Genomic DNA, 21,478 nt, shown 5'->3' on the forward strand with positions numbered 1-21,478 from the left:
GGGCGGGGTCCAGGGGCGGAGCCCCTGGTTCGGGGAGGGGCGGGGTGGGGAAAACCCGGCGGCAGGGGTCAGTTCATGGTCGAGCCGACCTCCGTCGCGCTTGCTACGACGAGGAAGCTGGTCACCGGCAGCGAGCCGTCCTGGCGGCGGGACTCGTACGCCGTGCCCGGGTCGGTGGTCACGAAGGGCGGGGTGATCGAGGCGTCCGGCTTCCAGTTGTTGCCGCGGGAGACCGCCAGGTCACCGGTGTCGGCCTGGCCGCGGCCGTTGGCGACGGCGAGGTTCTGCTGGAGCAGGACGCGGGAGTCGGGGAAGGCGTAGCCCTGGCCCTCGTTGGCGTAGGCGGTGGTGCGCAGCAGCCGGAGGGCGCCGGTGTTGCCGCCCGCGGCGAAGCCGTTCTTGGAGTTCTTCCAGGCGGCGGACGCCCGGACGACATGGGCGGGGGCGGGGGCGGAGTCGGTGTCGGCGCCGAGCTGGAATCCGCTGCCGTCGCCCTCGAAGTCGGGGATGCCCCAGCGGTTGATGCCGTTGCCCCAGGCCCAGGAGTGGTCGATGGAGACGGGGCTCGCCCACATCCACAGGTCGAGGCCGTCGTCGCTGTTGTCGAAGAGGCGGGAGCCGGTGATCACGTTGCCGGAGCCGGAGCCATGGGTGATCGCGATGCCGTCGGCTCTCTTGCCTCCGGTGGCGTCGTCGTGGTTGCCGTAGGAGTCCAGGTTCCGGATGAGGTTGCCGTCGGTGTTGTCGCCGCGGAGGGTGAACCCGGTGTCGCCGTTGCCGTGCGTGGTGAGGTTGTTGAAGACGCCGCGCGAGCAGGAGGTGCAGACGAGGCCGCCGCCGGGGGCGTTGCGCAGTTCGAGGCCGGAGACGGTCCAGTAGTCGGCGCTGAGGGAGAGCAGGGAGGCGCCGTCGCGGAGCCGGGAGCCGTCGACCCTGACCTTCTCGCCCTGGTACGGCCGCAGATGGACGCGGTCCCCCGCGGTGCCGCTCACGGAGCTGCGCAGGGTCCGGGTCGGGTAGTACGTACCGCCGCGCACCTCGATGGTGGTGCCGGGCTTCGCCACGGCGAAGGCCCTCTCCAGCGTGCGGTACGGAGATGCCAGCGTGCCCGTCTGGCTGTCGCTGCCGCCGGGCGCCACGTAGACGGTGGTGGGGACGGCGCTCGCGCCGTCGGGGGAGGCGGTCAGGTACACCCCGGCCACGGCCGATGCCACGATCACCGCGCTGCCGAGCGGCAGCGTGCGGTCCTTGCGACGGCGGTGGCGGCCGCGGCTTCGCCTCACTCTCATGGCAACTCCTGTTCTGCGTCGAGAGAGCGGGCCGTGGGATCCTGGACGACCCGCTCCATGGCGTAGTTGCCGCCGATCCAGATTAGGTTGCCGCCGTATCGAGGATTCTCAGATTACGGAATCGCGATCGTCCAGCGATAGAGCATGGCGACTCTTGATCATTCTGCGACCAGCATTGCCCGGCAGTCCAATTGGAGTTGACCATGGCGTCGGATGGCCGAAGGGGAGGCCAGGCGGGGCCAGTTACGCCCGACCTCCCCTGCTCATGGGGTCGGCGAGGCGTCAGAGGCGGCCCGCGCCCGCGTCCTTGCCCACGACGCCCGGCACCGCGCCCGGCGCGTCGACGCGCGTGCGCAGCGTCGGGGTCCAGCCCGCGTCGCCGCCCAGCTGCTCATCGGGGACGCCCGCGTTGTGGAGGGCGAGGAGGTCGGCCGCCTTGCCGCCGAGGTGGTTGTTCTTCGCGGTCAGCGCCGTGCCCTTCCACTTCTTGATGATCGTCGCGGGGTCGACGGAGGCGGGCACCGTGAAGGCGTTGGCCTCGGCGTAGAGCTGGGACTCGACGCCGACGCCCCAGCTGTACGCGTAGCCGCTGCGGGGCGCCACGAAGTGGTTGTTGTACGCGTCGACCTTGCCGAACCGCACCCGCGGCGCGCGCTCCACGATGTTCTTGAAGAGGTTGTGATGGAGCGTGACGCGGAGCTTGCCGCGGTCGGTGGCGCCCGCGCTGTCGCTGTTGCCGATCATCAGGGTCTTGTCGTGGTCGGCGAACACGTTCCAGGAGGCGGTGACGAGGTCGGCGCCGCGCACCACGTCCAGTTCCCCGTCGTGCTGCTGGTAGAGGCGGCCGAAGTAGCTGGGCTGGGCGCTGTCGGGGCGGCGGCCGTCGGTGAACGTGTTGTGGTCGACCCAGACGTGGGTGGAGCCGTACACCACCAGGTTGTCGTACTCGGAGTTCCAGTTGCCGTCGTCGCCGTCGGTGGGGTCCCAGGCGGGGAAGCAGTCGAAGGCGTCCTCGAAGGTGACGTTGCGGACGATGACGTTGTCCACGCCCCGGATCTGGAGGCTGGCCCCCAGCAGCTTGGCGTTCCGGCCGACGCCGAGGATGGTCGTGTTGGAGCCCACCTTCAGTTCGACGCGCTCGTACTGTCGGGCGGCGGACGCGGCGCGGGCGTCCTCCTGGGGGCCGGACGGCGCGGTCTTGCCCCAGGTGGCGGGGTCGTACGCCGCCAGGTACGCGTCCAGGGAGTAGCCGTCGGTCGCGTAGTCGGCGCAGGAGAGCGGCTTTCCGGCGTCGTCGGTGTTGGCGTCGATCGTGCCCTTGATGCGGATCAGCCTCGGGGTCGCGTCGCCGTCGCCGAGGGCCTTCACCAGCTCGGTCCGGTTGGTGACCGTGAAGGTGTGCGCCTTGTCGGCCTTGGCGCCGCCGGTCGTGCCGCCGTCGGCGGAGGCCCAGCCGTCACCGGCCGGGAGGGCGCCCCGGGCGCCTCCGGTCTCCTGGGCGGCGGCCGACGGGCCCTGGGCCACGCCGAGGGCGAGTGCGGCGCAGCCGAGCACGGCGGCGACGCGGGCATGACGTCTGAACATGACGGCTCCTGTGGGCAAAAGAGGGGAAAGGGGGCTACCAGGTGATCCAGCTGTCCGGGATCGCGGCGTCGAGCCGCCGCAGGTCGCGCGGCCGCAGCACCCGCCGGGCCGCCAGCTCGCGCGCGACGAGCCGGGCCACCTCGATCGCGCCGTGCGGCTGGAAGTGGGTGTTGTCCTGGAGCCCGGCCGGGTAGTTGGGCGACTCCCCCGGCTCCAGCCAGTTGAAGTAATCCTGGGTGACCTCAGGCCCGAGGCGCTGCCACAGCGCGATGCTGGACGCCTGGATGTCCAGCAGCGGCACCCGCTCGGCGCGGGCGAGGCGGCGTACGGCGTCGGGGTACGCGCCGTGCGTGGGCTGGGCGGTGCCCGCCGCGTCGAACTTGCGGCGCTCCACGGAGGTCAGCAGCACGGGGTGCGCGCCGCGCTCGCGCGCGCCGTCGAGGTAGAGCCGCAGGTACTGCGGATACGTGGTCTGCGGATCGGTGCCGCGCGCCGGGTCCTCGATCTTCTCGTCGTTGTGGCCGAACTGGACGAGGAGGAGGTCGCCGGGGCGGAGGGCGGCCAGGATGGGGGCGAGCCGCCCCTCATCGTAGAAGCTCTTGGAACTGCGGCCGTTGACGGCGTGGTTGGCGACCGTGAAGCGGTCGTCCGCCAGGAAGAACGGCAGGGCCATGCCCCAGCCGGTCTCGGGCGCGGCGGTGGGCTGCTTGGTCGCGGCGGTGGAGTCGCCCGCGAGGTGGACGGTGGTGCGGCGGCGGGCTGTCGCGGCGGTTGCCGCGCCGGGGGCGGCGAGGGCGAGGGGCAGCGAGCCGAGGGACGCGGCCGCGTGTCTTCGGGTCAGGGACATGGCGGAGCGAAAGCCTTCCGTAAGGGGCGTACGGGGCGGCCACCGGTGCGGTGCGGCCGCCCCGTACGCCGGATCAGGAGCCCTACTGGTTCTTCTTCCATTCGGCCTGGGCCTTGTTCAGCTCGTCCGCGACCTTGTCGCAGAAGGCCTTGGCGGTCATCTGGCCGAGCAGCACCTTCTGGAAGCTGGGCTCGTTCTCGGCCTTGCTGATGTTGTTCCAGTCCGGGAGGTAGTACGGCAGTTGGACGACCTTCGTCTGCGGGTCGTTCAGCGACTCCAGCGCGGCCTTGGTCGGCGGGGCCTTGCTGATCCAGGCGTCGTCGGCGGCGCCGACGTTGGCGGGGATCGCGCCGACGTCCTCGTTCCAGAGGCTGTTCATCTCCGGGGAGGCCGCGAACTCGATGAACTTCCAGGCGGCGGCCTTGTTCTTGCTCGCCTTGAAGAGGCCGAGGCCGTCGACCGGGTTGGAGACGATCGTGCGGGCCGACCCGTCCTTGGACGGCGGCAGCGGTATGCCCGCGATCTTGTCCTTGCCGAGCTGCTTCACGTGGTCGACGTAACTGCCGAGGTTGTGCTGGAGCATGCCGATGTCGCCCTGGTCGAACTGGGCGACCATCTTGGCGAAGTCGTTGTTCAGGTCGGCCGCGGGGGTGACCTTCTTGAAGAGGGCGACGTACTTCTCCAGCGCCTCGACGTTCTTCGGGTCGTTGAGCGTCGTCTTGTCGCCGTCCCAGAAGGAGGAGATCCCCGACTGGGCGTACATCATGTCCAGCGCCTGGGCGATCGAGCCCGCGCCGCCGCGCAGGGTGAAGCCGAACTTGTTCTTGCCCTTGTCGGTCAGCTTCTCGGCGGCCTCGTAGAAGGCGTCCCAGGTCGTCGGGGCGGGCAGTTGCGCCGATGTGAACAGGTCGGTGCGGTACCAGAGGGTGCCCTGGTTCGCGGAGGTCGGGACGGAGAACAGCTCCTTCTCGTCACCGCCCGCCGCGCGGACGCTGTCCACCATGTTCTTGATCAGCTTGCCCTTGAGGGGGCTGTCCTCGATGCGGTCGGTGACCGGGTCCAGGGCGCCCTGGGCGGCGAGGTTCGCCAGGTACGCGGTGCCCACGCCGCCGACGTCGGGGAGGCTGTCGCCGCCGCTCTGGATGGCGGTGTCGTACTTCGACTGCACGTTCGTGATCGGGATCGGAACGTACTTGACCTTGATGTCGGGGTTCTTGGCCTCGAACTCGGCGATGATCTTCTTCCAGACCTTCGTCCGGGGACCGCCGTTGTTGTCCCAGAACGTGATGGTGCCCTTGCCCGATCCCTCCTCCCCCGACGTCGACCCGTCGTCGCCGCAGGCGGTGGCGGTGAACGCGAGGCTCAGGACGGCGGCGACGGCCGCGGCGGTGCGGGTGGCACGTGCTCTGCTCATGAAGCGCATCTCCTGGTGTGGTGTTGAGGTGCCCAGCCGTCCGTCCCGGCGAGGTAGTCGGCGACCTCGTGGTCCGCGGCGTCGGCCTCGTTCATCTGCGGCCGTGTCGCGGCGGGGTCCTCCGACCCCGCCGCGCCCGGTCCGGTGTTGCGGTACTCGGTGAAGCGGGCCTCCTGCCACGGGAATCCGCTCATGTCCGTCCAGGGGGCGGACTTGACCGCGGCGGGGAGGTACGTGTCGCGGATGAGCACCTGTGCGACCGCGTCCGGCTCCCCGCCGGGGTGCCACGGCCGCCCGAGGTGGAAGGTCTGATCGGGCGCGTCGCTGACGATGCGGCTGCGGGTGATCAGGAAGCCGTAGGGGTTGTCCTTCCAGGTGCTCGCGGCGGTGATGTAGCCGTTGTTGGTGGCGCTGCCGCGGGTGAGTGCCTTGATGGTGGAGCGCTCGATGACGGTGGTGGCACGGCCGTAGACGAAGTCGACGTCGCCCTCGATGTACGCGTCCCGGATGTACACCCGGCTGTTCGTCGTCAGCTTCGGGCTGTCCGTCATCAGGGTGTCCTGATTGCCCTTGAACGCCGTGTCCCGGAAGACGATCCGGTCACCGGTCGTCTTCATGGCCAGCGCCTGCTCGCCCTTCAGGTCGTGAGCCGCCTCGTCGAAGTCGTTGACGAAGGTGAGACGGCGGGCCGTGACATCGCTCGCCGCGATGAGGACGGTGGCGCTGCCGGTGGATCCGCCGTACTCGGCGGGGGTGTCGTGGACGATGGTCGTGTCCGCGCGGTGCCGGCCGGTGCCGAGGAGGGTGAGGTGCGGCTTGTCGGCCGGGATGCGGACCTGTTCGCGGTAGGTGCCGGGGGCGATGGCGAGGGTGACGGGCTTGTCGTTGCCGGACGGTACGGCGTCGATGGCGGCCTGGACGGTACGGAAGTCGCCGGTCCCGTCGGCGGCGACGCGCAGGGTTTGCCGGTCTGCGGTCGCGCCGGCGGTTGCGCCGGCGCTGGGCGCGCCGCCGACCACCACGAGCAGGCTGGCGCCCACCAGCCCAAGCGCGGTCGCGGCGGCGCCGCGTGGCCGGCCACTGGGTAAAGCGGGCGCGCCCGAGCTGTGGGCCGGTGGCCGCCGGGGTAAGCGCCATCGTGGCCGGGGTGCGTGGCCAAGTGCGGGCCGGGTTGTGCCCACCCGTTCCGCCCCGCGGAACGCCTGCCCACAACCCGGGCAACATGCCCCCGCCCGGGCGGGGGCCAGGGGCGCAGCCCCAGCGCGGTCCGGGACACAGCCCTGCGCGGAATCCGGGGCGCAGCCCTGTGCGGGTCCGGGGCGCAGCCCCGTGGGGGCCAGGGGCGTAGCCCCATGGGGGGCCGGGGTGNGGTCCGGGACACAGCCCTGCGCGGAATCCGGGGCGCAGCCCTGTGCGGGTCCGGGGCGCAGCCCCGTGGGGGCCAGGGGCGTAGCCCCATGGGGGGCCGGGGTGTAGGCATCTGGGGGTCCGGGGGCGGAGCCATCGGTTTCGGGGAGGGGTGGGGTGGGGGACATCTCACTCCTGACCGGGCGTCGCGTGGAAGTTCCGGAAGGCCGCGTGGCCTGGTGCGCCCCCGCCTGGCGGGGCCGTGGCGAATACGGCCAGTAGGGCGCCCACCCAGCGCCACGGCGTGGCGGCGAAGACCGGGCCCGAGGGGCGGAAGCCGTCGCCGGTGTCGGCGGAGAAGCGGCAGCGGGCCCCCGGGGTGACCTCGATGCGGAGGCGGGCCCGGGCGGCGGGGGCCGGGCGGGGGTGTTCCGCGTCGCGTTCGCGCTCGGTGGTGACGCTGGCGAAGCGGTGGACCAGGCGGACGCCGTCCGCCGCCCGCTCCAGGCCGATCCAGCCGAACGCGTCGCCCAGCACCGCCAGCCCCGCCTTGGCGCCCACGGCCTCGCTGTGCAGCGCCAGGTCGACGGTCGCGGTGAAGGACTCGGCGGGGAGCCGTTGTACCAAGGCGTTGGGGAGTCGGCGCAGGTCGTCCGCCGCGTCGTGGCGGTGGCAGGTGAGCCATAGGCCGGGGCCGTCGTGGGCGGTCGTCCAGCCCGCCGCCGGGTTGGCGGTCCAGGACCACTGGGGGCCGTACCGGCCGTCGGGGAAGGTGTCGTCCACGGCGGGCGCACACGGCTCGGAGGCGGGGCCCTTCGGCTTGCGGTACCAGGCCACCGGCTCACCGTCGTCGCCGACGACCGGCCAGCCCGCGTCGTCCCATTCCATCGGCTGGAGGTGCACCACGCGCCCGTACGCACCGCGCTGCTGGAAGTGCAGGAACCAGTCCTCACCGGACGGGGTGGAGACCCAGGCGCCCTGGTGCGGGCCGTTGACGTCGGTGCGGCCCTGGGCGAGGATCGTCCGTTCCTCGTACGGGCCGAAGAAGTCCCGCGAGCGGAAGGCGCCCTGCCAGCCGGTTTCGACGCCACCGGCCGGCGCGAGGATCCAGAACCAGCCGTCGCGCCGGTGGAGCTTGGGGCCTTCGAGGGTGAACCACCCGGGGATGGTGTCGCCGTCCACGATGACGCGGCCCTCGTCGAGGAGTTCCCGCCCGTCGGGGCTCATGCGGTGTCCGGTGAGCCGGTTGTTGACGCCGGAGCGGGACTTGGCCCAGGCGTGGACGAGGTAGGCGTTGCCGTGTTCGTCCCACAGCGGGCAGGGGTCGATCAGGCCCTTGCCCGGCTTGATCAGGTGCGGGGCGCTCCACGGCCCGTGCGGATCGCGGGCGTTGATCTGGTACACACCCGTGTCCGGGTCGCCCCAGAAGATCCAGAAGCGGCCGTCGTGGTGGCGGATGCTGGGCGCCCAGACGCCGCAGTCGTGGCGCGGGAGGGCGAAGGCGTCGGCGGGTTCGAGCCGGTCCAACGCATGCCCGAGGATGCGCCAGTTGACGAGGTCCCGGGAGTGCAGGATGGGCAGTCCGGGGGCGCGTCCGAAGCTGGAGGCGGTGAGGTAGTAGTCGTCGCCGACGCGGACGACGTCGGGGTCGGACCAGTCGGCGTTGAGGATGGGGTTGCGGTACGTACCGTCGCCCAGATCGGCACGCCACACAAGCGCGGGTCCGCTCATACGGCGGCACCCTTGTCCGACAGCTGCCCCGCGATCCGCGCCGCCTCGTCCCGCTCCAGGCAGCCGTCCGCTATCGCGGTGACGATGCGCCGGGTCACGGTGTCGGCGGGGGCGATGGTCAGCGGCTGTTCGCGGGTGGCGAGGGCCGAGCCCACGCCGGGGTGGTCACCGGTGCGGACGTGCCAGGGGGCGGACCGGGTGTCGCCGGTCGCCCCGGCGAAGACCAGCGTCCAGTCCTCGGCGGCCAGCGCAACCCAGTCCGCGGGCCGCCCGTGCACGGCGGCCCCGCCCTCGTCGCCGCCCGCGCTGAAGACCCGCGGCGGCTGCGGGCGGCGCGGCGCGCTCCAGAAGAAGCCTCCGCCGGACCCCGAAACGTCCTGCCCGGTGACATTGGTGAGCGCCGTGGTGAAGTCCAGCGCCCAGCACCCCGCCGACAGGGGCCGCACCGCGACCGTGCGCCGCTCCAGCAGCAGTTGCCGTCCGCCCGCGGTCCAGGACAGCTCCTCCACGAATCCGTCCGGGTCGCGCAGCAGCCAGCCCAGGTGGCGCTGGCTGCCGTAGGTGGTGGCGGGGCTCGGGCCGCCCCCGAAGTTCCGCCCCGAGACGTCCGGTACGGCCATGGACACGCCCAGCTGGGCGGCGGGATGGCCCCCGGTCCGCAGGTCGGTGACGGTGATGCCGCCGAGGGTCCGTACCGGGTGCAGGTACGGGCGGGGGGCGAGCGTCCCGGCGAGCTGCGGGCGGTGGACGTACGTACCGACGGGCCGGTTCTCGTGGCGCAGCACGGTGCAGGGGGGACGGTTGGTGAAGGTGGGGTTCATGGGTGCGGGACCTCCGCGGGGGGTGCGGCCCAGGGGGCGCGCAGTTCGGAGTACAGAGCGAGGCGCTCGGCCCCGGCGGTGACCAGTTGGTCGATGCCGGTGACGACGCGCCGCTTCGCGCCCGCCGACACGCCCGCCGCACCGGGTTCGGTGCGCCAGGCGTCGGGGGGCAGCGGGACCGGTGCGGGGGCGGTGCGGACCGCCTCGACGACGCGCATGAACGCGCCGGTGCGGTCCGGTGGGACGAGCAGTTCGGTGCCGTCGCGCACGTGGGCCGCCAGGTCCTCCAGCAGGTCGGTGCGCGCGTAGTGGGTGGTCTCGGGGGGCGCTCCCGTGCGCTCGACCCGGACCCGGTCCTGCTTGTACCAGAAGGTGATGCGGCCCCGGTCGCCGTGGACGACGACGTACGGCTCGCCGGGCTCCTCCGCGCACAGGGTGACGGCGGCGGTGATCGTGGTGCCCCAGCAGGTCCGGATGCGCAGGCAGGAGGTGTCGTCGGCCTCGATGTCGTTGGCCCGGTACAGCTCCAGTTCCAGGGCGGTGATGTCCTCGGCGCGGTCGGCGCCGTCGATGCGCAGGGCGGTGGCGACGGCGTGGGCGAGGGGGTTGGTGAGGACGCCGTCGATGACGTCGCGGCCGTCCAGGGTGCGGTGCCCGGCCCAGGGCGCGCGGGTGTAGTACGCCTCGTCGCGCGACCACGCCCCGGCGGCGCCGATGCCCCGTACGGCCCCGATGGCACCGTCGGCGATGAGCTTCCGGATGGCGGGCAGGGCGTGGGAGCCGAGCGACTGGAAGCCGATCTGGCAGGCGGCCTCGAGGTCCGCGAGCCCCTCGCTCAGCCGGGTGAACTCGGCGTAGGAGGGCGTGGGCGGCTTCTCCAGCAGCAGGTGCGCACCCTGCGCGGCGGCGGTGAGGGCGAGGTCGGCGTGGGTGTGGATCGGGGTGCAGATGACGGCGATCTGAGCACCGGTACGGGCCACCAGCGCGCCGAGGTCACCGGACTGCACGGGCTCGACCCCGGGCTCGCCGAAACCGAAGCCGTCGCCCAGCTCCTCCGCAGTGAGCGGCCGGAGTTCGCACACCCCGGCGAGCCGCACCAGCCCCTCCCCCGCCAGCCGCCGGATGTTCTCCAGGTGCCAGCGGCCGTGCCCCCGCGCGCCCGCGAGGACGACGGGTACGGGTGTGCTCGCCTCGGCAGCCCCATGCCCTGGGGGGTGCGTCGTGCGCATGGTCGGACCTCCTTGTCCGCGTACTGAACTGACGGGGTGCTCAGCCCTTGACGGCACCCGCGCTGAAGCCGGTGATCAGCCACTTCTGGATGAAGGCGAAGACGATGACGACCGGCACCGCCGCGATCACACCGCCCGCCGCCAGCGCCCCCAGGTCGACGCTGTCGGCGCCGATGAGGGTGTTGAGGCCGACCGGGATGGTCTGCATGTCCTGCGAGCTGAGGAACATCAGCGCGAACAGGAAGTGGTTCCAGCTGTGCACGAAGGCGAAGGAGCCGACCGCGATCAGCCCCGGCCGCAGCAGCGGGAGTACCACCGCGCCGAAGGCCCGCAGCCGTCCGCAGCCGTCGACCCAGGCCTGTTCCTCCAGGGAGACCGGCACGTTCTTGATGAAGCCGCTGATGAGGATGATGGACAGGGGCAGTTGGAAGACGGTCTCCGCGATGATCACGCTTCCCAGCGAGTTGATCATCTGGAGGTTCTTGAAGATCTCGAAGAGCGGTACGAGCATCAGCGCGCCCGGGATGAACTGCGAGGCGAGCAGGGCCAGCATGAAGCCCTTCTTGATGCGGAAGTCGAAGCGGGCGAGGGCGTAGCCGCCCGCGAGCGCGACCACGGTCGTCATCAGCAGCGACGCAACGCCGACGATCATGCTGTTCTGGAAGAACGTCCCGAAGGCGCGCTCGTTCCAGACCTTCGCGAAGTGCTCACCGGTGACCGGCCACGGCACCAGCGAGGTGGAGCCCGCGGGGCGGAGCGCGAAGAGCAGCATCCAGTAGAAGGGGACGAGGGTGAACAGCAGGTACAGGCCCAGCGGCGCGTAGATCTGCCAGCGCGGTACGCCGTCGTCGGCCGAGCGTCCGCGCCGCTTGCCGGAGGCGGCGGGCGGAACGGGGGCCGCGGGGGCGGTCGGGGCGGTGCTGCTGCCCTGCTCCGCGAATGCGGGTGCGGGTGCGGCTCTCACTTGGTGTCGCCTCCGAACTTGCTCAGGCGCAGATAGAGGATCGAGCAGAAGAGGAGGATCACGAAGGCGACGGTGGTCAGCGCGGAGGCGTAGCCGAAGTCGTGGCCGTTGATCCCGGTGTTGGCGACGTACAGCGGCAGCGTGGTGGTCTGCCCGGCCGGACCGCCGCCGGTGAGGGTGTAGAGCAGGTCGACGTTGTTGAACTCCCACACCCCGCGCAGCAGCGTCGACAGCACGATGGCGTCCTTCAGGTGCGGCAGCGTGATGTGGAAGAACTGCCGCGCCCGCCCGGCGCCGTCGACCGAGGCCGCCTCGTACAGGTCCTTGGGGATGGACTGGAGGTCGGCGAGGATGAGGATGGCGAAGAAGGGGACGCCGCGCCAGAGTTCGGCGAGGACGGCGGCCCAGAAGACCGTGCCGGTGTCGGAGAGCACGGAGGTGCCGTACGTGCCGATCCCGGCGTCCGCGAGATAGCGGCTGATGCCGGTCGACGGGTTGTACAGCAGCATCCAGATGGTGGTGGTCAGCACCCCGGAGACGGCCCAGGGCGAGAAGACCAGGGCGCGGGCGATGCCGCGTCCGATGAAGGTCTGGTTGACCAGCAGGGCCAGCGCGACGCCGAGGACGAGCTGGAGCAGCACCTCGGTGACGACCCACTTGCCGCTGAAGGCCAGCGCGTCCCAGAACTGCGGGTCGTCGGTGAAGATGCGGGTGAAGTTCTCGAAGCCCGCGTAGCCGTTCCGCCAGGGCTTGGTGACGTTGTAGTTCTGAAGGCTGTAGTAGAGGACGCTGAGCATCGGATAGGCGATGAAGCCCAGCATCAGCAGCCCGGCTGGGGCGATCAGCAGGTACGGGAGGCGGCGTGGTGTCGCTCCCGTACGGCGCCGGGTGCCGCGCGGAGCGACCCGGGGTTGTTTCGCCACGGCGTTGGCCATGACTGCTTCTCCGTTCTCAGGGGGAAGCGCTTACTGCGGCGATTCGCGTGCGAGGAAGCGCTTTCCGTACGACGTTCGAAATACCGTGCAAAAATTTTTTCGATCAGGCTGGCGGCTCAGCCCGCGTACGGTTCCGGCACCGCGCCCTCCCGGGCCAGGAAGCGGAAGTCGCAGCCGGTGTCGGCCTGGGTCATCTGCTCCTGGTAGAGCGCCCCGTAGCCGCGCTCGTAGCGGGGCGGCGGGGCCGTCCATTCGGCCCGGCGCCGCTCCAGCTCGGCGTCGTCCACCTCCAGCCGCAGCACCCGCGCCGCCACGTCGAGCGTGATCAGGTCGCCGTCGCGGACGAGGGCGAGCGGCCCGCCGACGTACGACTCGGGCGCGATGTGCAGCGCGCAGGCGCCGTAACTGGTGCCGCTCATCCGGGCGTCGGAGATCCGCACCATGTCCCGCACCCCCTTCTTCAGCAGGTGGTCGGGGATGGGCAGCATCCCGTACTCGGGCATGCCGGGCCCGCCGAGCGGACCGGCGTTGCGCAGCACCAGCACGGTGTCCTCGGTGATGCCGAGGCCGGGGTCGTTGATGGTGGCCTGCATCGTCTTGTAGTCGTCGAAGACGACGGCCGGCCCGGTGTGCTCGAGCAGGTGCTGATCGGCGGCGATGTGCTTGATGACCGCGCCGTCCGGGCACAGGTTGCCGCGCAGCACCGCCACCCCGCCCTCCTCGGCGAGGGGGTTGTCGCGCGGCCGGATGACGTCCGGGTTGTGCACGAGGGCGCCGTCGAGCTGTTCGCGCAGGGTGGCGTGGGCGGCGGTGGGGCGGTCCAGGTGCAGCGTGTCCGTCAGCCGGGAGAGAAAGCCCGGCAGCCCCCCGGCGAAGTGGAAGTCCTCCATCAGATACCGGCCGCCGGGCCGCAGGTTGGCGAGGACGGGCACCGTACGGGCGATCCGGTCGAAGTCGTCCAGGGTGAGCCGCACCCCCGAGCGCCCGGCCATGGCGATCAGGTGGATGACGGCGTTGGTGGAGCCGCCGAGCGCGAGCACGGTGGTGACCGCGTCCTCGTACGCGTCCCGGGTGAGGATCTCCGAGAGCCGCAGGTCCTGCCACACCAGCTCGACGATGCGCATCCCGGAGGCCGCGGCCATCCGCTCGTGCCCGGAGTCGACGGCCGGGATGGACGAGGCGCCCGGCAGCGTCACGCCCAGCGCCTCGGCGGCGGCCGTCAGCGTGGAGGCGGTGCCCATGGTCATGCAGTGGCCGGGCGAGCGGGCGATGCCGCGCTCCAGTTCGGCGATCTCGCAGTCGCCGATGAGCCCGGCCCGCTTGTCGTCCCAGTACTTCCACATGTCGGTGCCCGAGCCCAGCACCTCGTTGCGCCAGTGCCCCGGCAGCATCGGCCCCGCGGGCACGAAGACGGTCGGCAGATCGGCGGTGGCGGCGCCCATGAGCAGCGCCGGGGTGGACTTGTCGCAGCCGCCCATCAGCACGGCGCCGTCCACCGGGTACGAGCGGAGCAGCTCCTCGGTCTCCATGGACAGCAGGTTCCGGTACAGCATCGGCGTCGGCTTCTGGAAGGTCTCGGAGAGGGTGGAGACCGGGAATTCGAGGGGGAAGCCGCCCGCCTGCCAGACCCCGCGCTTGACCGCCTGGGCGCGGTCGCGCAGGTGGACGTGGCAGGGGTTGATGTCGCTCCAGGTGTTGAGGATCGCGATGACGGGCTTGCCGAGGTGTTCCTCGGGCAGATAGCCGAGCTGGCGGGTGCGGGCCCGGTGGCTGAAGGTGCGTAACCCCTCGGTGCCGTACCACTGGTGGCTGCGCAGCTCCTCCGGTGTTCTGCGCGGGCGGCTCATAGCGCCCACCCCTGTATCAGCTCGGCGACCTCCGCGCGCTGCGGCTCCGGCAGCAGCCGGCTGGGCGGGCGGACGTCGCGGCGGCACAGGTCGAGCGCGGCCAGCGCCTCCTTCACCACGGTCACGTTGTTGGCCGACTGCCGGGCGGCCCGCAGATCCTCGAACGGCCGGATCTGCTCCCACACCTTCATCGCGGCCGCGTAGTCCCCGGCGCGCAGCGCGCCCAGCATGTCCAGCGAGACCTTCGGGGCGACGTTGACCAGGCCGGAGGTGAAGCCGGTGGCGCCGACGGCCCAGTACGAGGGCGCGTACAGCTCGGCGAGCCCGGCCACCCAGACGAACCGGTCGAGGCCCGCGTCCCGCGCGAAGGCCGCGAAGCGGGCCGCGTCGGGGACCGCGTACTTCACGCCGATCACGTTCGGGCACGCCTCGCCGAGGCCCGCCAGCGCCGCGCCCTCGATCATCGGGTTGCGCAGGTACGGCACCACGCCCAGCTCCGGAACCGCCTCCGCGATCTCGCGGTGGTAGTCGACCCAGCCGTCCTGCGACACGTACGGGTGCACCGGCTGGTGCACCATCACCATCTGCGCCCCGGCCTCCTGGGCGTGCCGCGCGGCGTCCACCGCCGTCGCCACGTCCTGCCCGACGCCCACCAGCACGGCGGCCCGGCCGCCCGCCTCCTCGACGCTCAGCTCGGTGCACAGCCGGCGCTCCTCGAGGGTGAGGGCGTAGAACTCCCCCGTGTTGCCGTTGGGGGTGACGGCCCGTACGCCGCCGTCGAGAAGCCGGCGCAGCAGGGCGCGGTAGGTGGTCCGGTCGACGGCGCCCGTGGCGTCGTACGGGGTCACCGGGATCGCCACGACGTCCGCGAGCGCGGTTCTCAGCGGTGTGAAGTCCATACGGGCCTCTCTGGTTCGTGTTCGGGCTAGTTCGTGTTCACGTTGGTCTGCGCGGTGCTGTTCGGGGTGCTGTCCGCGGCGGTGTCCGGGTCGGGAAAGGCCCGCTGGACGAAGGACGAGATGTGGTGGTGCAGCGCGCGGGCGGCCCCGTCGGCGTCCCCGTCGTGCGCGCGGGCCAGGATCTCCCGGTGCTCCCGCGCCTCCCGCTCCCACGACGGCACCGCCTGCCAGGCGACGGCCGACACCAGCGCCGCCTGGTCGCGCAGCTCGTCGAGCATCCGGGTCAGCAGCGGGTTGCCGCAGGGGAGGTAGAGCGAGCGGTGGAAGTCCCGGTTGGCCAGCGACCGGTCCGCCGGGTCGGCCGCCGCGTCCGACCGCTCCAGCGCGGCCCCCGCCGCCGCCAGGCTCGCCCGCGCGGTGACGGTCCGGCGCAGCGCCTCGGGCTCCAGCAGCAGCCGTACGTCGTATACGGCCCGCGCCATCGCGGTGTCGACGGTCCGGACGGTCGCGCCCTTGTACTCGCTCATCACCACGAGGCCCCGGCCCGCGAGGGTCTTCAGCGCCTCCCGCACCGGCGTCTTCGACACCCCGAACTGCGCGGCCAGCTCGGTCTCCACAAGCGGCTGCCCCGGCCGCAGCCGTCCCGTCAGGATGGCGTGCTTGACCGCTTCCAGCACGTACTGGGTACGGGACGGAATCGGGCTGGGGGCGATGTCCATGGGGGCTCTCAGATCTCACGTATCGCGTCTCATATATGACGTACGAAGTACGACGCGATGAAGTTAGGGCGGCCTCATGGATTCGTCAACGGTCCTGACGAAACTTCAACTTTCGGTGCAGGTAACGTCGTCGGGGTGCTAATGGGCTCCCCGACGACGCGGCTGATCCTCCTCCGCGGCAACTCCGCCTCCGGCAAGTCCTCCGTCGCCGCCGGGCTGCGCGCCCGCTACGGGCGGGGCCTCGCCCTGGTCGGCCAGGACACGCTGCGGCGTGACGTGCTGCGGGAGCGGGACGTCCCGGACGGCGCGAACATCGGCCTCATCGACACGGTCGCGCGTTACGCCCTCGACCACGGCTACCACGTGGTGGTCGAGGGCATCCTGTACGCGTCCCACTACGGCGCGATGCTCGACGCCCTGCGCGACGACCACCGGGGCCGCACCCATGCGTACTACCTCGACGTGCCGTTCGCCGAGACGGTGCGCCGCCACGCCACGAAGCCGCAGGCGGCCGAGTACGGCGAGGCGGAGCTGCGCGACTGGTACCGCCCGCTGGACCTGCTGCCGGGCGGCGCCGAAACCGTGATCCCGGCGACGAGCGGGCTCGACGAGACGGTGGAGCGGGTGCTGCGCGAATCCGGGCTGATACGACGAGGTCCCCGCGAGCGCGGCTGAGACGCGGCGCTCGCGGGGACCGGCGGGTTGAACCAGTCGTTCGGGGACCCGAGTGTCAGGCACCCGGGTGTCAGGCACGCGGGTGTCAGGCACGCGGGTGTCAGGCACGCGGGTGTCAGGCACGCGGGTGTCAGGCACGCGGGTGTCAGGGGCCCGGGTGTCAGGGGCCCGGGTGGATGAAGCCCCACCAGCCGTCGGGGGCGGGCTGGCAGTACCCGCCGATCGACGGGGTGTGCTCGACGTTCTCCTTGACGCCCGCGTTGCACTCCGCCTCCGTCGGGTACCAGGACAGGCACCGGAACTGAGGCCCGACATCCGGCGGCGGCGCGTTGGGCGGGCAGGACTTCGGCGTGACGTCGGTCTGGGTCACCGCCGCCTGGGCCGGACCCGGCGCCGCCGTGGCGGTCGGGGCCGAGACGATCGCTCCGCCCAGCCCGGCCGCGAGCACCGCGGCGGTGGCGACGAGACGTTGGATGCGCATGCGTGCTCCCTCGCTCTCTGCGTCGGACGAACTTCCGTCCGTCCGCACCACCCATGGCACCGGGCGGGAGTGGTAGGTGCGTGGTACGCGCGTGGCACCCGCGCCGGGCTACGACAGCGTGTCCGCGACCACGGAGGCCGCCTCCGCGATCAGCTTGTCGTCGTGCACGTCGTCCTTCGCGCCGCGGTTCGTCAGGACCGCCATGACGATGGGCGCGGCGTCCGGGCGCCACACCACGGCGATGTCGTTGCGGGCGCCGTAGTAGAAGCCGCTTCCGGTCTTGTCGCCGACCACCCAGCCCTTGGGCACCCCGGCCCTGATGAGGGCGTCCCCGGTGGTGTTGGTCTTCAGCCACGTCCTCAGCTGGGCGCGTTCGGGCTTGCGCAGGACGTCGCCGAGGGCGAAAGCGCGCAGGTCCTTGGCGAGCGCACGCGGCGTGGTGGTGTCCCGCGTGTCGCCCGGAACCCACTTGCTCAGCTCGGGCTCGATGCGCTCCACCTGCGTGACGTCGTCCCCGACCCTCCTGACCTCGCGTTCGAGCGCCTTGGGCCCGCCGATCGCGTCGAACAGCAGGTTGGCGGCGGTGTTGTCGCTGTAGCGGACGGCGGCGTCGCACAGCTCGCGCAGGGTCATTCCGGTGTCGACGTGCTTCTCGGTGATGGGCGAGTTGTCGATCAGGTCGTCACGGGAGTACGTGATCACCTTGTTCATCCCGCTCAGGGAATACTTGCGCAGCACGGCTCCGGCGGCGAGCGCCTTGAACGTGGAGTGGAAGCCGAAGCGCTCACCGTCCCGGTACGCCACCTGGCGTCCGGTGCCGGTGTCGATGGCGTAGAGCCCGAGCCGTGCGTCGTACTCGCGCTCCAGGGCTTTGAGCTCGCCGGTGTACGGCTTCGTGGTGGCGGGCGCGGATGACGAGGCCGTGGGCGGTGCGGCCGTGGCGTTGCCCTGGCCGCAGGCCACGAGCGGGACGAGAGCGAGCGCGGCGAGCGCACCGAGGGCGGTGCGGCGGGCACGGGTGTAGCGCATGGTTCGGCCTCCAAGAGCCAGTGCTGGCCGGTGAGTTGGTCGGCGAGTTGGTCGGCGAGTTGGGAACACCTTCGCCATCGGGCACTCATGCGGTCCAATACGCTCACGCGCCACTTCATGCGGATTCGGCATAACGCAGACCTGGCATAGGGTTGCGAGCTGTGGATCTCGTGGGGGCATGCCGTGCGTTCGTCAGCGTGAGCGAGCACGGCAGTTTCACCGTCGGCGCGTCCGCTGCCCGGATGTCCCAGTCGGTGGCCAGCCGCCGCGTCGCCGCCCTGGAGGAACGCTTCGGTGAGCCGCTGTTCGAGCGCACCTCGCGGCGGGCCGTGCTCACTCCGTTCGGCCGCGACATGCTGCCGACGGCCCGGCAGCTCGTCCAGGCGGCGGATGTGCTGCTGCACGAGGCCGAAGCCGTCAAGCGCAAGCCGTGGCGGCTCGCCGTGCCCGGCATCTGCACCACGGCCGGTCTCGCCCGGCTCGTCGCCGAGGCGCGGGGGCTCGGCGTCACCCTGGACCTCCGCGTCGCGGCACCGGCACGGCGCCGGGAACTCCTCCACGCCGAGCAGGTGCGGGCCGCCCTGCTCGCGGTGGTGCCGGACGACGCGGCGTGGCGCGTACCGCTCGGGCTCGCCGGTGCCGTGGACCCCGAGGTGAAGCGCGTCTACCTGGAGACGCTGCGCGTCGGACGCGCCTCCTCCGGCCCGGCCCGGCGCGTCTGGATCCAGCCGGAGGACGACGTGCCGCACATCCGCGACCCGCTGACCCGACTGCGCGACGCGGTCGGCCTGCGGCCCGCCCAAATCGTCGCCGCGCCCGACCTGACCACGGCCGTGGCGGAGGTCTTCGGTACGCACGACGTCCTGCTGTGCTCTCCCGCGCAGGCCGCCGAACTCGGCCTGAACTGGCGGCCCGTCGGCGAACTGGCCCTCGGCCGGGGGTACGCCCTCGCCACCGCGGAAGGCAGCCCCCAGCACATCGAAGCGCGCCTGGGCGGGGCCGTGGCCCGTTGCCTGGGCGCCGAAAGCTCCGGAACGGAACCTGGTTGGTGAACACCGAAGCCCTGCTCCACGACCTGCGGCGGCAGCTGCACGACGGCGGCCTGCGCGGCTGCTTCCTCGTACGGGACCTGGACACGGGAGACGAGCTGGGCATCGACCCCGACATCCAGCTCCCGTCGGCCTCCCTGGTCAAGGTCCCGCTCGCGCTGGCCACGGCGGAACGCATCCGGCGGGGCGAGCTGGACGGGGCGACGATGCTCGACGTACACCCCGGCCGGATCACCACACCCGGTCCCACCGGGCTGAGCCGCTTCCGCCACCCGGCGCGGGTCGCGGTCGACGACCTGCTCTACCTGAGCACCTGCCTGAGCGACGGAACGGCCGCCGACGCGTTGTTCGGCCTCACCCCGCCCGCTCAGGTCGGCGATCTGTTGCACGAGCTGGGGCTGCGCGACATCACCGTCCGACACACGATGGGTGAGCTGTCCGACACCCCCGTGGAACGCTTCGACGCCGCCCAGGTCGATCTGGCCCACGCCCTCGCCATCGGCGCCGGAACGGGCGGCCGCGGCCACCGGGTCCCGCAACTCGACACGACCCGCGCCAACACGGGCAGCGCGCGCTCCTACGTCGATCTGCTCCAGGCCCTGTGGACCCCGTCGAAGATCCACCCCGAGGTGGCGGAGCGGGTTCGCGAGCTGATGGCCCACAACGTCTTGCGGCACCGCCTCGCCCCGGACTTCAGCTCGGATGCCACGAAGTGGTCGTCCAAGACCGGCACCCTGCTGAACCTCCGCCACGAGGTGGGCGTGGTCGAGCACGCCGACGGCCAGTCCTTCGTCGTGGCGGCCCTGACGGAGTCCGAGGTCCCGGCCGCGCTCCAGCCGGGCGCGGAGGCGTTGATGTCCCAGGTGGCCCGCGCCCTGCGGGATCATTTGCGCCAGCTGTGACGGGGTGCGCTTCATGGGGTGCCACTAACGGTTTCGCGGGCGGCTGCGGCGGCGTGGCCAGGTTGTGCCCACCCGTCCCGCCCAGCGGAACGATTGCCCACAACCTAGCCCGTCGACACCCCATCCCTTCCGGGCCCAGCCCCCGACGCCTCCGGGTGCAGGACGCATCCCCAGCCCTTCCGGGCGCAACCACCAGGCCCTCCGACGCTTAAGGAACACGGCCCAGGGCGGAGACGCCCCAACCCCAGCCCTCCGGCGCCCGACGGGCGGGGCCAGGGGCGGGGCCCCACACGCCGGCCGGGCCCTCGCAGACCAGCCCCTCTGGGCTCAACCCCAGCCCCACCGGGCGCAACCCCCAGCCTTCCCGCGCGCACCCCAGCCCCTCCGGGCGCGCCTCAGCCCCTCCGGGCGCGCCTCAGCCCCTCCGAGCGCGCCCCAGACCCTCCGAGCGCACCCCAACCCCAGCCCCTTCGGGCATAACCCTCAACTCCTCCACGCCCAGCTCCCAGCCCCTCCAGGCCGAGACCCCAAACCCTCCGGGTCCAGCTCCCAACCCCTCCGGGCGCGCCTCAGCCCCTCCTGGCGCAACCCCAAGCCCTCCCGCGCGTTCCCTCAGCCCCTCCGGCAGTACCCCCAGCCCCTCCGGCGTTTGAGGAGCGGGGGTTTGGGGGCGGAGCCCTCAACCGGGGTCCGGGGCGGAGCCCCGGGTTCGGGAAGGGGCGGGGTGGGGAAAGACCCCCGCCCTAGATCACGCGGAACAAATCCGCCGCACCATGCACATCCCCAAGGTCCTCCACCACACGAAGGTTGTCGCACAACGCCTCCAGCACCGACCCCGCCTCCGCGGCCCGCGCCGCCCCCACCGCCACACCAAAAACCCGGAACCCCAACAACCGCTTGGCGTCGTTCCACCCCCGCATCCACTCCTCCGTGACCCCGCACTCGTCATCGGTGATCATCACGATGTCCCCCCGCCTCCGCGCGGCATCGTTGAACTCCTCCCCCAGCACCTCACTCGCCACCGACAACGGCGCCTGATAGCTGGTTCCGCCACCAAGAAAGGTCTCCGCGAAGTCGAGCACCCGGTCGATCCCGGCAGGCTGCCCGGCCGGGAAGCGAAAGACCTGCACCTTGTCGGCGGCGGAAAACAAGATCCCCACGAAGTCACGCCCCGCCGCACGGGCCTGATCCAGCAGCGCCAAGGCGCACGCCTTGGCCCACGCCTCCCGCGTAACCCCGCCGGGCCCCGCCTCGTACATGGAGTGCGAGGTGTCCACGCACGCGATGATGGCGCCCTGCCCGGTGGCCTGCTCCCCCTCACTGTCGTACAGCATCAGCTCCCCGGCGGCGTAGCGCGCGGCGAACACCGCCCGCAGCTCGGGCAGTCCGAGGTTGGCCAGCTCGGAGGGGATGACGCGGGAGAGGTCGTCGCCGAGCGTGACGCCGACCAGTTCCCCGGTGGCGTTCTCCACCTTGCGGGCGCGCTCACCGACGGCCATCTGCCGGAAGCGGCCGATGAGTTCCGCCCACCGGGCCAGACGGCCGGTGCGCAGCCGCTCGGCGAGCCGGGCGCGCTGGTCGAACGGCATCCGTTCCAGCTCGCCGGGGCCGACGCCCCACGCCCGCATCAGCGCGCCCTCCTCCCGTACGGCCCCGGCGGCCTTCGCGGCCGCGTTCCGCGCGGCGGCGCGGATGCCGGGGGCGGCTGCGGCGAGG

At 72.0% G+C, this 21,478-nt stretch carries 18 protein-coding genes and 1 pseudogene; 3 read left to right on the forward strand and 16 right to left on the reverse strand.

The features are described from left to right. Positions 1-68: 68 nt before the first annotated feature. The 13 genes and pseudogenes from EEJ42_RS25060 to EEJ42_RS25120 form a co-directional block, all read right to left on the reverse strand. Positions 69-1,289, reverse strand: a complete 1,221-nt coding sequence (locus EEJ42_RS25060) for a right-handed parallel beta-helix repeat-containing protein (RefSeq protein ID WP_123103121.1) — start codon at positions 1,287-1,289, stop codon at positions 69-71. Between the two features lie 282 nt (positions 1,290-1,571). Further along, positions 1,572-2,873 (reverse strand): pectate lyase family protein, encoded by a 1,302-nt coding sequence (locus EEJ42_RS25065; RefSeq protein ID WP_123103123.1) that lies wholly within the window; start codon positions 2,871-2,873, stop codon positions 1,572-1,574. 34 nt (positions 2,874-2,907) lie between these two features. Beyond that, positions 2,908-3,720 carry a rhamnogalacturonan acetylesterase gene (locus EEJ42_RS25070; protein WP_123103125.1) on the reverse strand — a complete coding sequence of 271 codons (813 nt, stop codon included), beginning with the start codon at positions 3,718-3,720 and terminating at the stop codon, positions 2,908-2,910. An 82-nt stretch (positions 3,721-3,802) separates the two neighbouring features. Further along, positions 3,803-5,134 carry an ABC transporter substrate-binding protein gene (locus EEJ42_RS25075; protein WP_123103127.1) on the reverse strand — a complete coding sequence of 444 codons (1,332 nt, stop codon included), beginning with the start codon at positions 5,132-5,134 and terminating at the stop codon, positions 3,803-3,805. Continuing rightward, positions 5,131-6,066 (reverse strand): annotated as a pseudogene (locus tag EEJ42_RS25080) (pectinesterase family protein); the annotation flags it as partial. The gene EEJ42_RS25075 and the pseudogene EEJ42_RS25080, both read right to left, overlap by 4 nt. Positions 6,067-6,670: 604 nt before the next feature. Further along, on the reverse strand, positions 6,671-8,212 hold the full coding sequence (locus EEJ42_RS25085) for a glycoside hydrolase family 43 protein (RefSeq protein ID WP_123103131.1): 1,542 nt from the start codon (positions 8,210-8,212) through the stop codon (positions 6,671-6,673). Beyond that, on the reverse strand, positions 8,209-9,033 hold the full coding sequence (locus tag EEJ42_RS25090; protein ID WP_123103133.1) for a DUF6807 domain-containing protein: 825 nt from the start codon (positions 9,031-9,033) through the stop codon (positions 8,209-8,211). Before EEJ42_RS25090 ends, EEJ42_RS25085 begins: the two co-directional genes overlap by 4 nt. Continuing rightward, positions 9,030-10,262 carry a Gfo/Idh/MocA family protein gene (locus tag EEJ42_RS25095; protein ID WP_123103135.1) on the reverse strand — a complete coding sequence of 411 codons (1,233 nt, stop codon included), beginning with the start codon at positions 10,260-10,262 and terminating at the stop codon, positions 9,030-9,032. The genes EEJ42_RS25090 and EEJ42_RS25095 overlap by 4 nt, the downstream gene beginning before the upstream one ends. Before the next feature lie 40 nt (positions 10,263-10,302). Then, a complete protein-coding gene (locus EEJ42_RS25100; RefSeq protein WP_123103137.1) occupies positions 10,303-11,226 on the reverse strand; it encodes a carbohydrate ABC transporter permease in 924 nt (307 codons plus the stop codon). After that, positions 11,223-12,161 (reverse strand): carbohydrate ABC transporter permease, encoded by a 939-nt coding sequence (locus EEJ42_RS25105; protein ID WP_184503262.1) that lies wholly within the window; start codon positions 12,159-12,161, stop codon positions 11,223-11,225. Before EEJ42_RS25105 ends, EEJ42_RS25100 begins: the two co-directional genes overlap by 4 nt. A 116-nt stretch (positions 12,162-12,277) precedes the next feature. Further along, positions 12,278-14,008, reverse strand: coding sequence for an L-arabinonate dehydratase (gene araD, locus EEJ42_RS25110; RefSeq protein ID WP_123103139.1), 1,731 nt, complete (start codon positions 14,006-14,008; stop codon positions 12,278-12,280). After that, positions 14,005-14,907, reverse strand: a complete 903-nt coding sequence (locus EEJ42_RS25115) for a dihydrodipicolinate synthase family protein (protein WP_123103141.1) — start codon at positions 14,905-14,907, stop codon at positions 14,005-14,007. The genes araD and EEJ42_RS25115 overlap by 4 nt, the downstream gene beginning before the upstream one ends. Positions 14,908-14,933: 26 nt before the next feature. Then, a complete protein-coding gene (locus EEJ42_RS25120) occupies positions 14,934-15,626 on the reverse strand; it encodes a GntR family transcriptional regulator (RefSeq protein ID WP_123103143.1) in 693 nt (230 codons plus the stop codon). Positions 15,627-15,767: 141 nt separating this feature from the next. Between EEJ42_RS25120 and EEJ42_RS25125 the strand changes: the two genes are divergently transcribed. Next, positions 15,768-16,301, forward strand: coding sequence for a kinase (locus tag EEJ42_RS25125; protein WP_123103145.1), 534 nt, complete (start codon positions 15,768-15,770; stop codon positions 16,299-16,301). Positions 16,302-16,461: 160 nt separating this feature from the next. On the opposite strand, the gene EEJ42_RS25130 is transcribed toward EEJ42_RS25125, so the two are convergent. Continuing rightward, complete coding sequence (locus EEJ42_RS25130) at positions 16,462-16,782, reverse strand: hypothetical protein (protein WP_123103147.1); 321 nt, start codon at positions 16,780-16,782, stop codon at positions 16,462-16,464. A 108-nt stretch (positions 16,783-16,890) separates the two neighbouring features. Then, complete coding sequence (gene bla, locus EEJ42_RS25135; RefSeq protein WP_123103149.1) at positions 16,891-17,811, reverse strand: class A beta-lactamase; 921 nt, start codon at positions 17,809-17,811, stop codon at positions 16,891-16,893. A 161-nt stretch (positions 17,812-17,972) separates the two neighbouring features. On the opposite strand from bla, the gene EEJ42_RS25140 reads away from it, so the two are divergent. Together EEJ42_RS25140 and EEJ42_RS25145 are read left to right on the forward strand one after the other, a co-directional pair. Continuing rightward, positions 17,973-18,863, forward strand: coding sequence for a LysR family transcriptional regulator (locus tag EEJ42_RS25140; RefSeq protein WP_246097352.1), 891 nt, complete (start codon positions 17,973-17,975; stop codon positions 18,861-18,863). Beyond that, a complete protein-coding gene (locus EEJ42_RS25145; RefSeq protein WP_123103153.1) occupies positions 18,860-19,762 on the forward strand; it encodes a serine hydrolase in 903 nt (300 codons plus the stop codon). Before EEJ42_RS25140 ends, EEJ42_RS25145 begins: the two co-directional genes overlap by 4 nt. A 743-nt stretch (positions 19,763-20,505) precedes the next feature. On the opposite strand, the gene EEJ42_RS25150 is transcribed toward EEJ42_RS25145, so the two are convergent. Further along, positions 20,506-21,478: VWA domain-containing protein (locus EEJ42_RS25150; protein ID WP_123103157.1), on the reverse strand; the 973-nt coding region annotated here is incomplete at its 5' end.

It is taken from the genome of Streptomyces botrytidirepellens (genome assembly GCF_003721215.1).
GTDB lineage: Bacteria > Actinomycetota > Actinomycetes > Streptomycetales > Streptomycetaceae > Streptomyces > Streptomyces himastatinicus.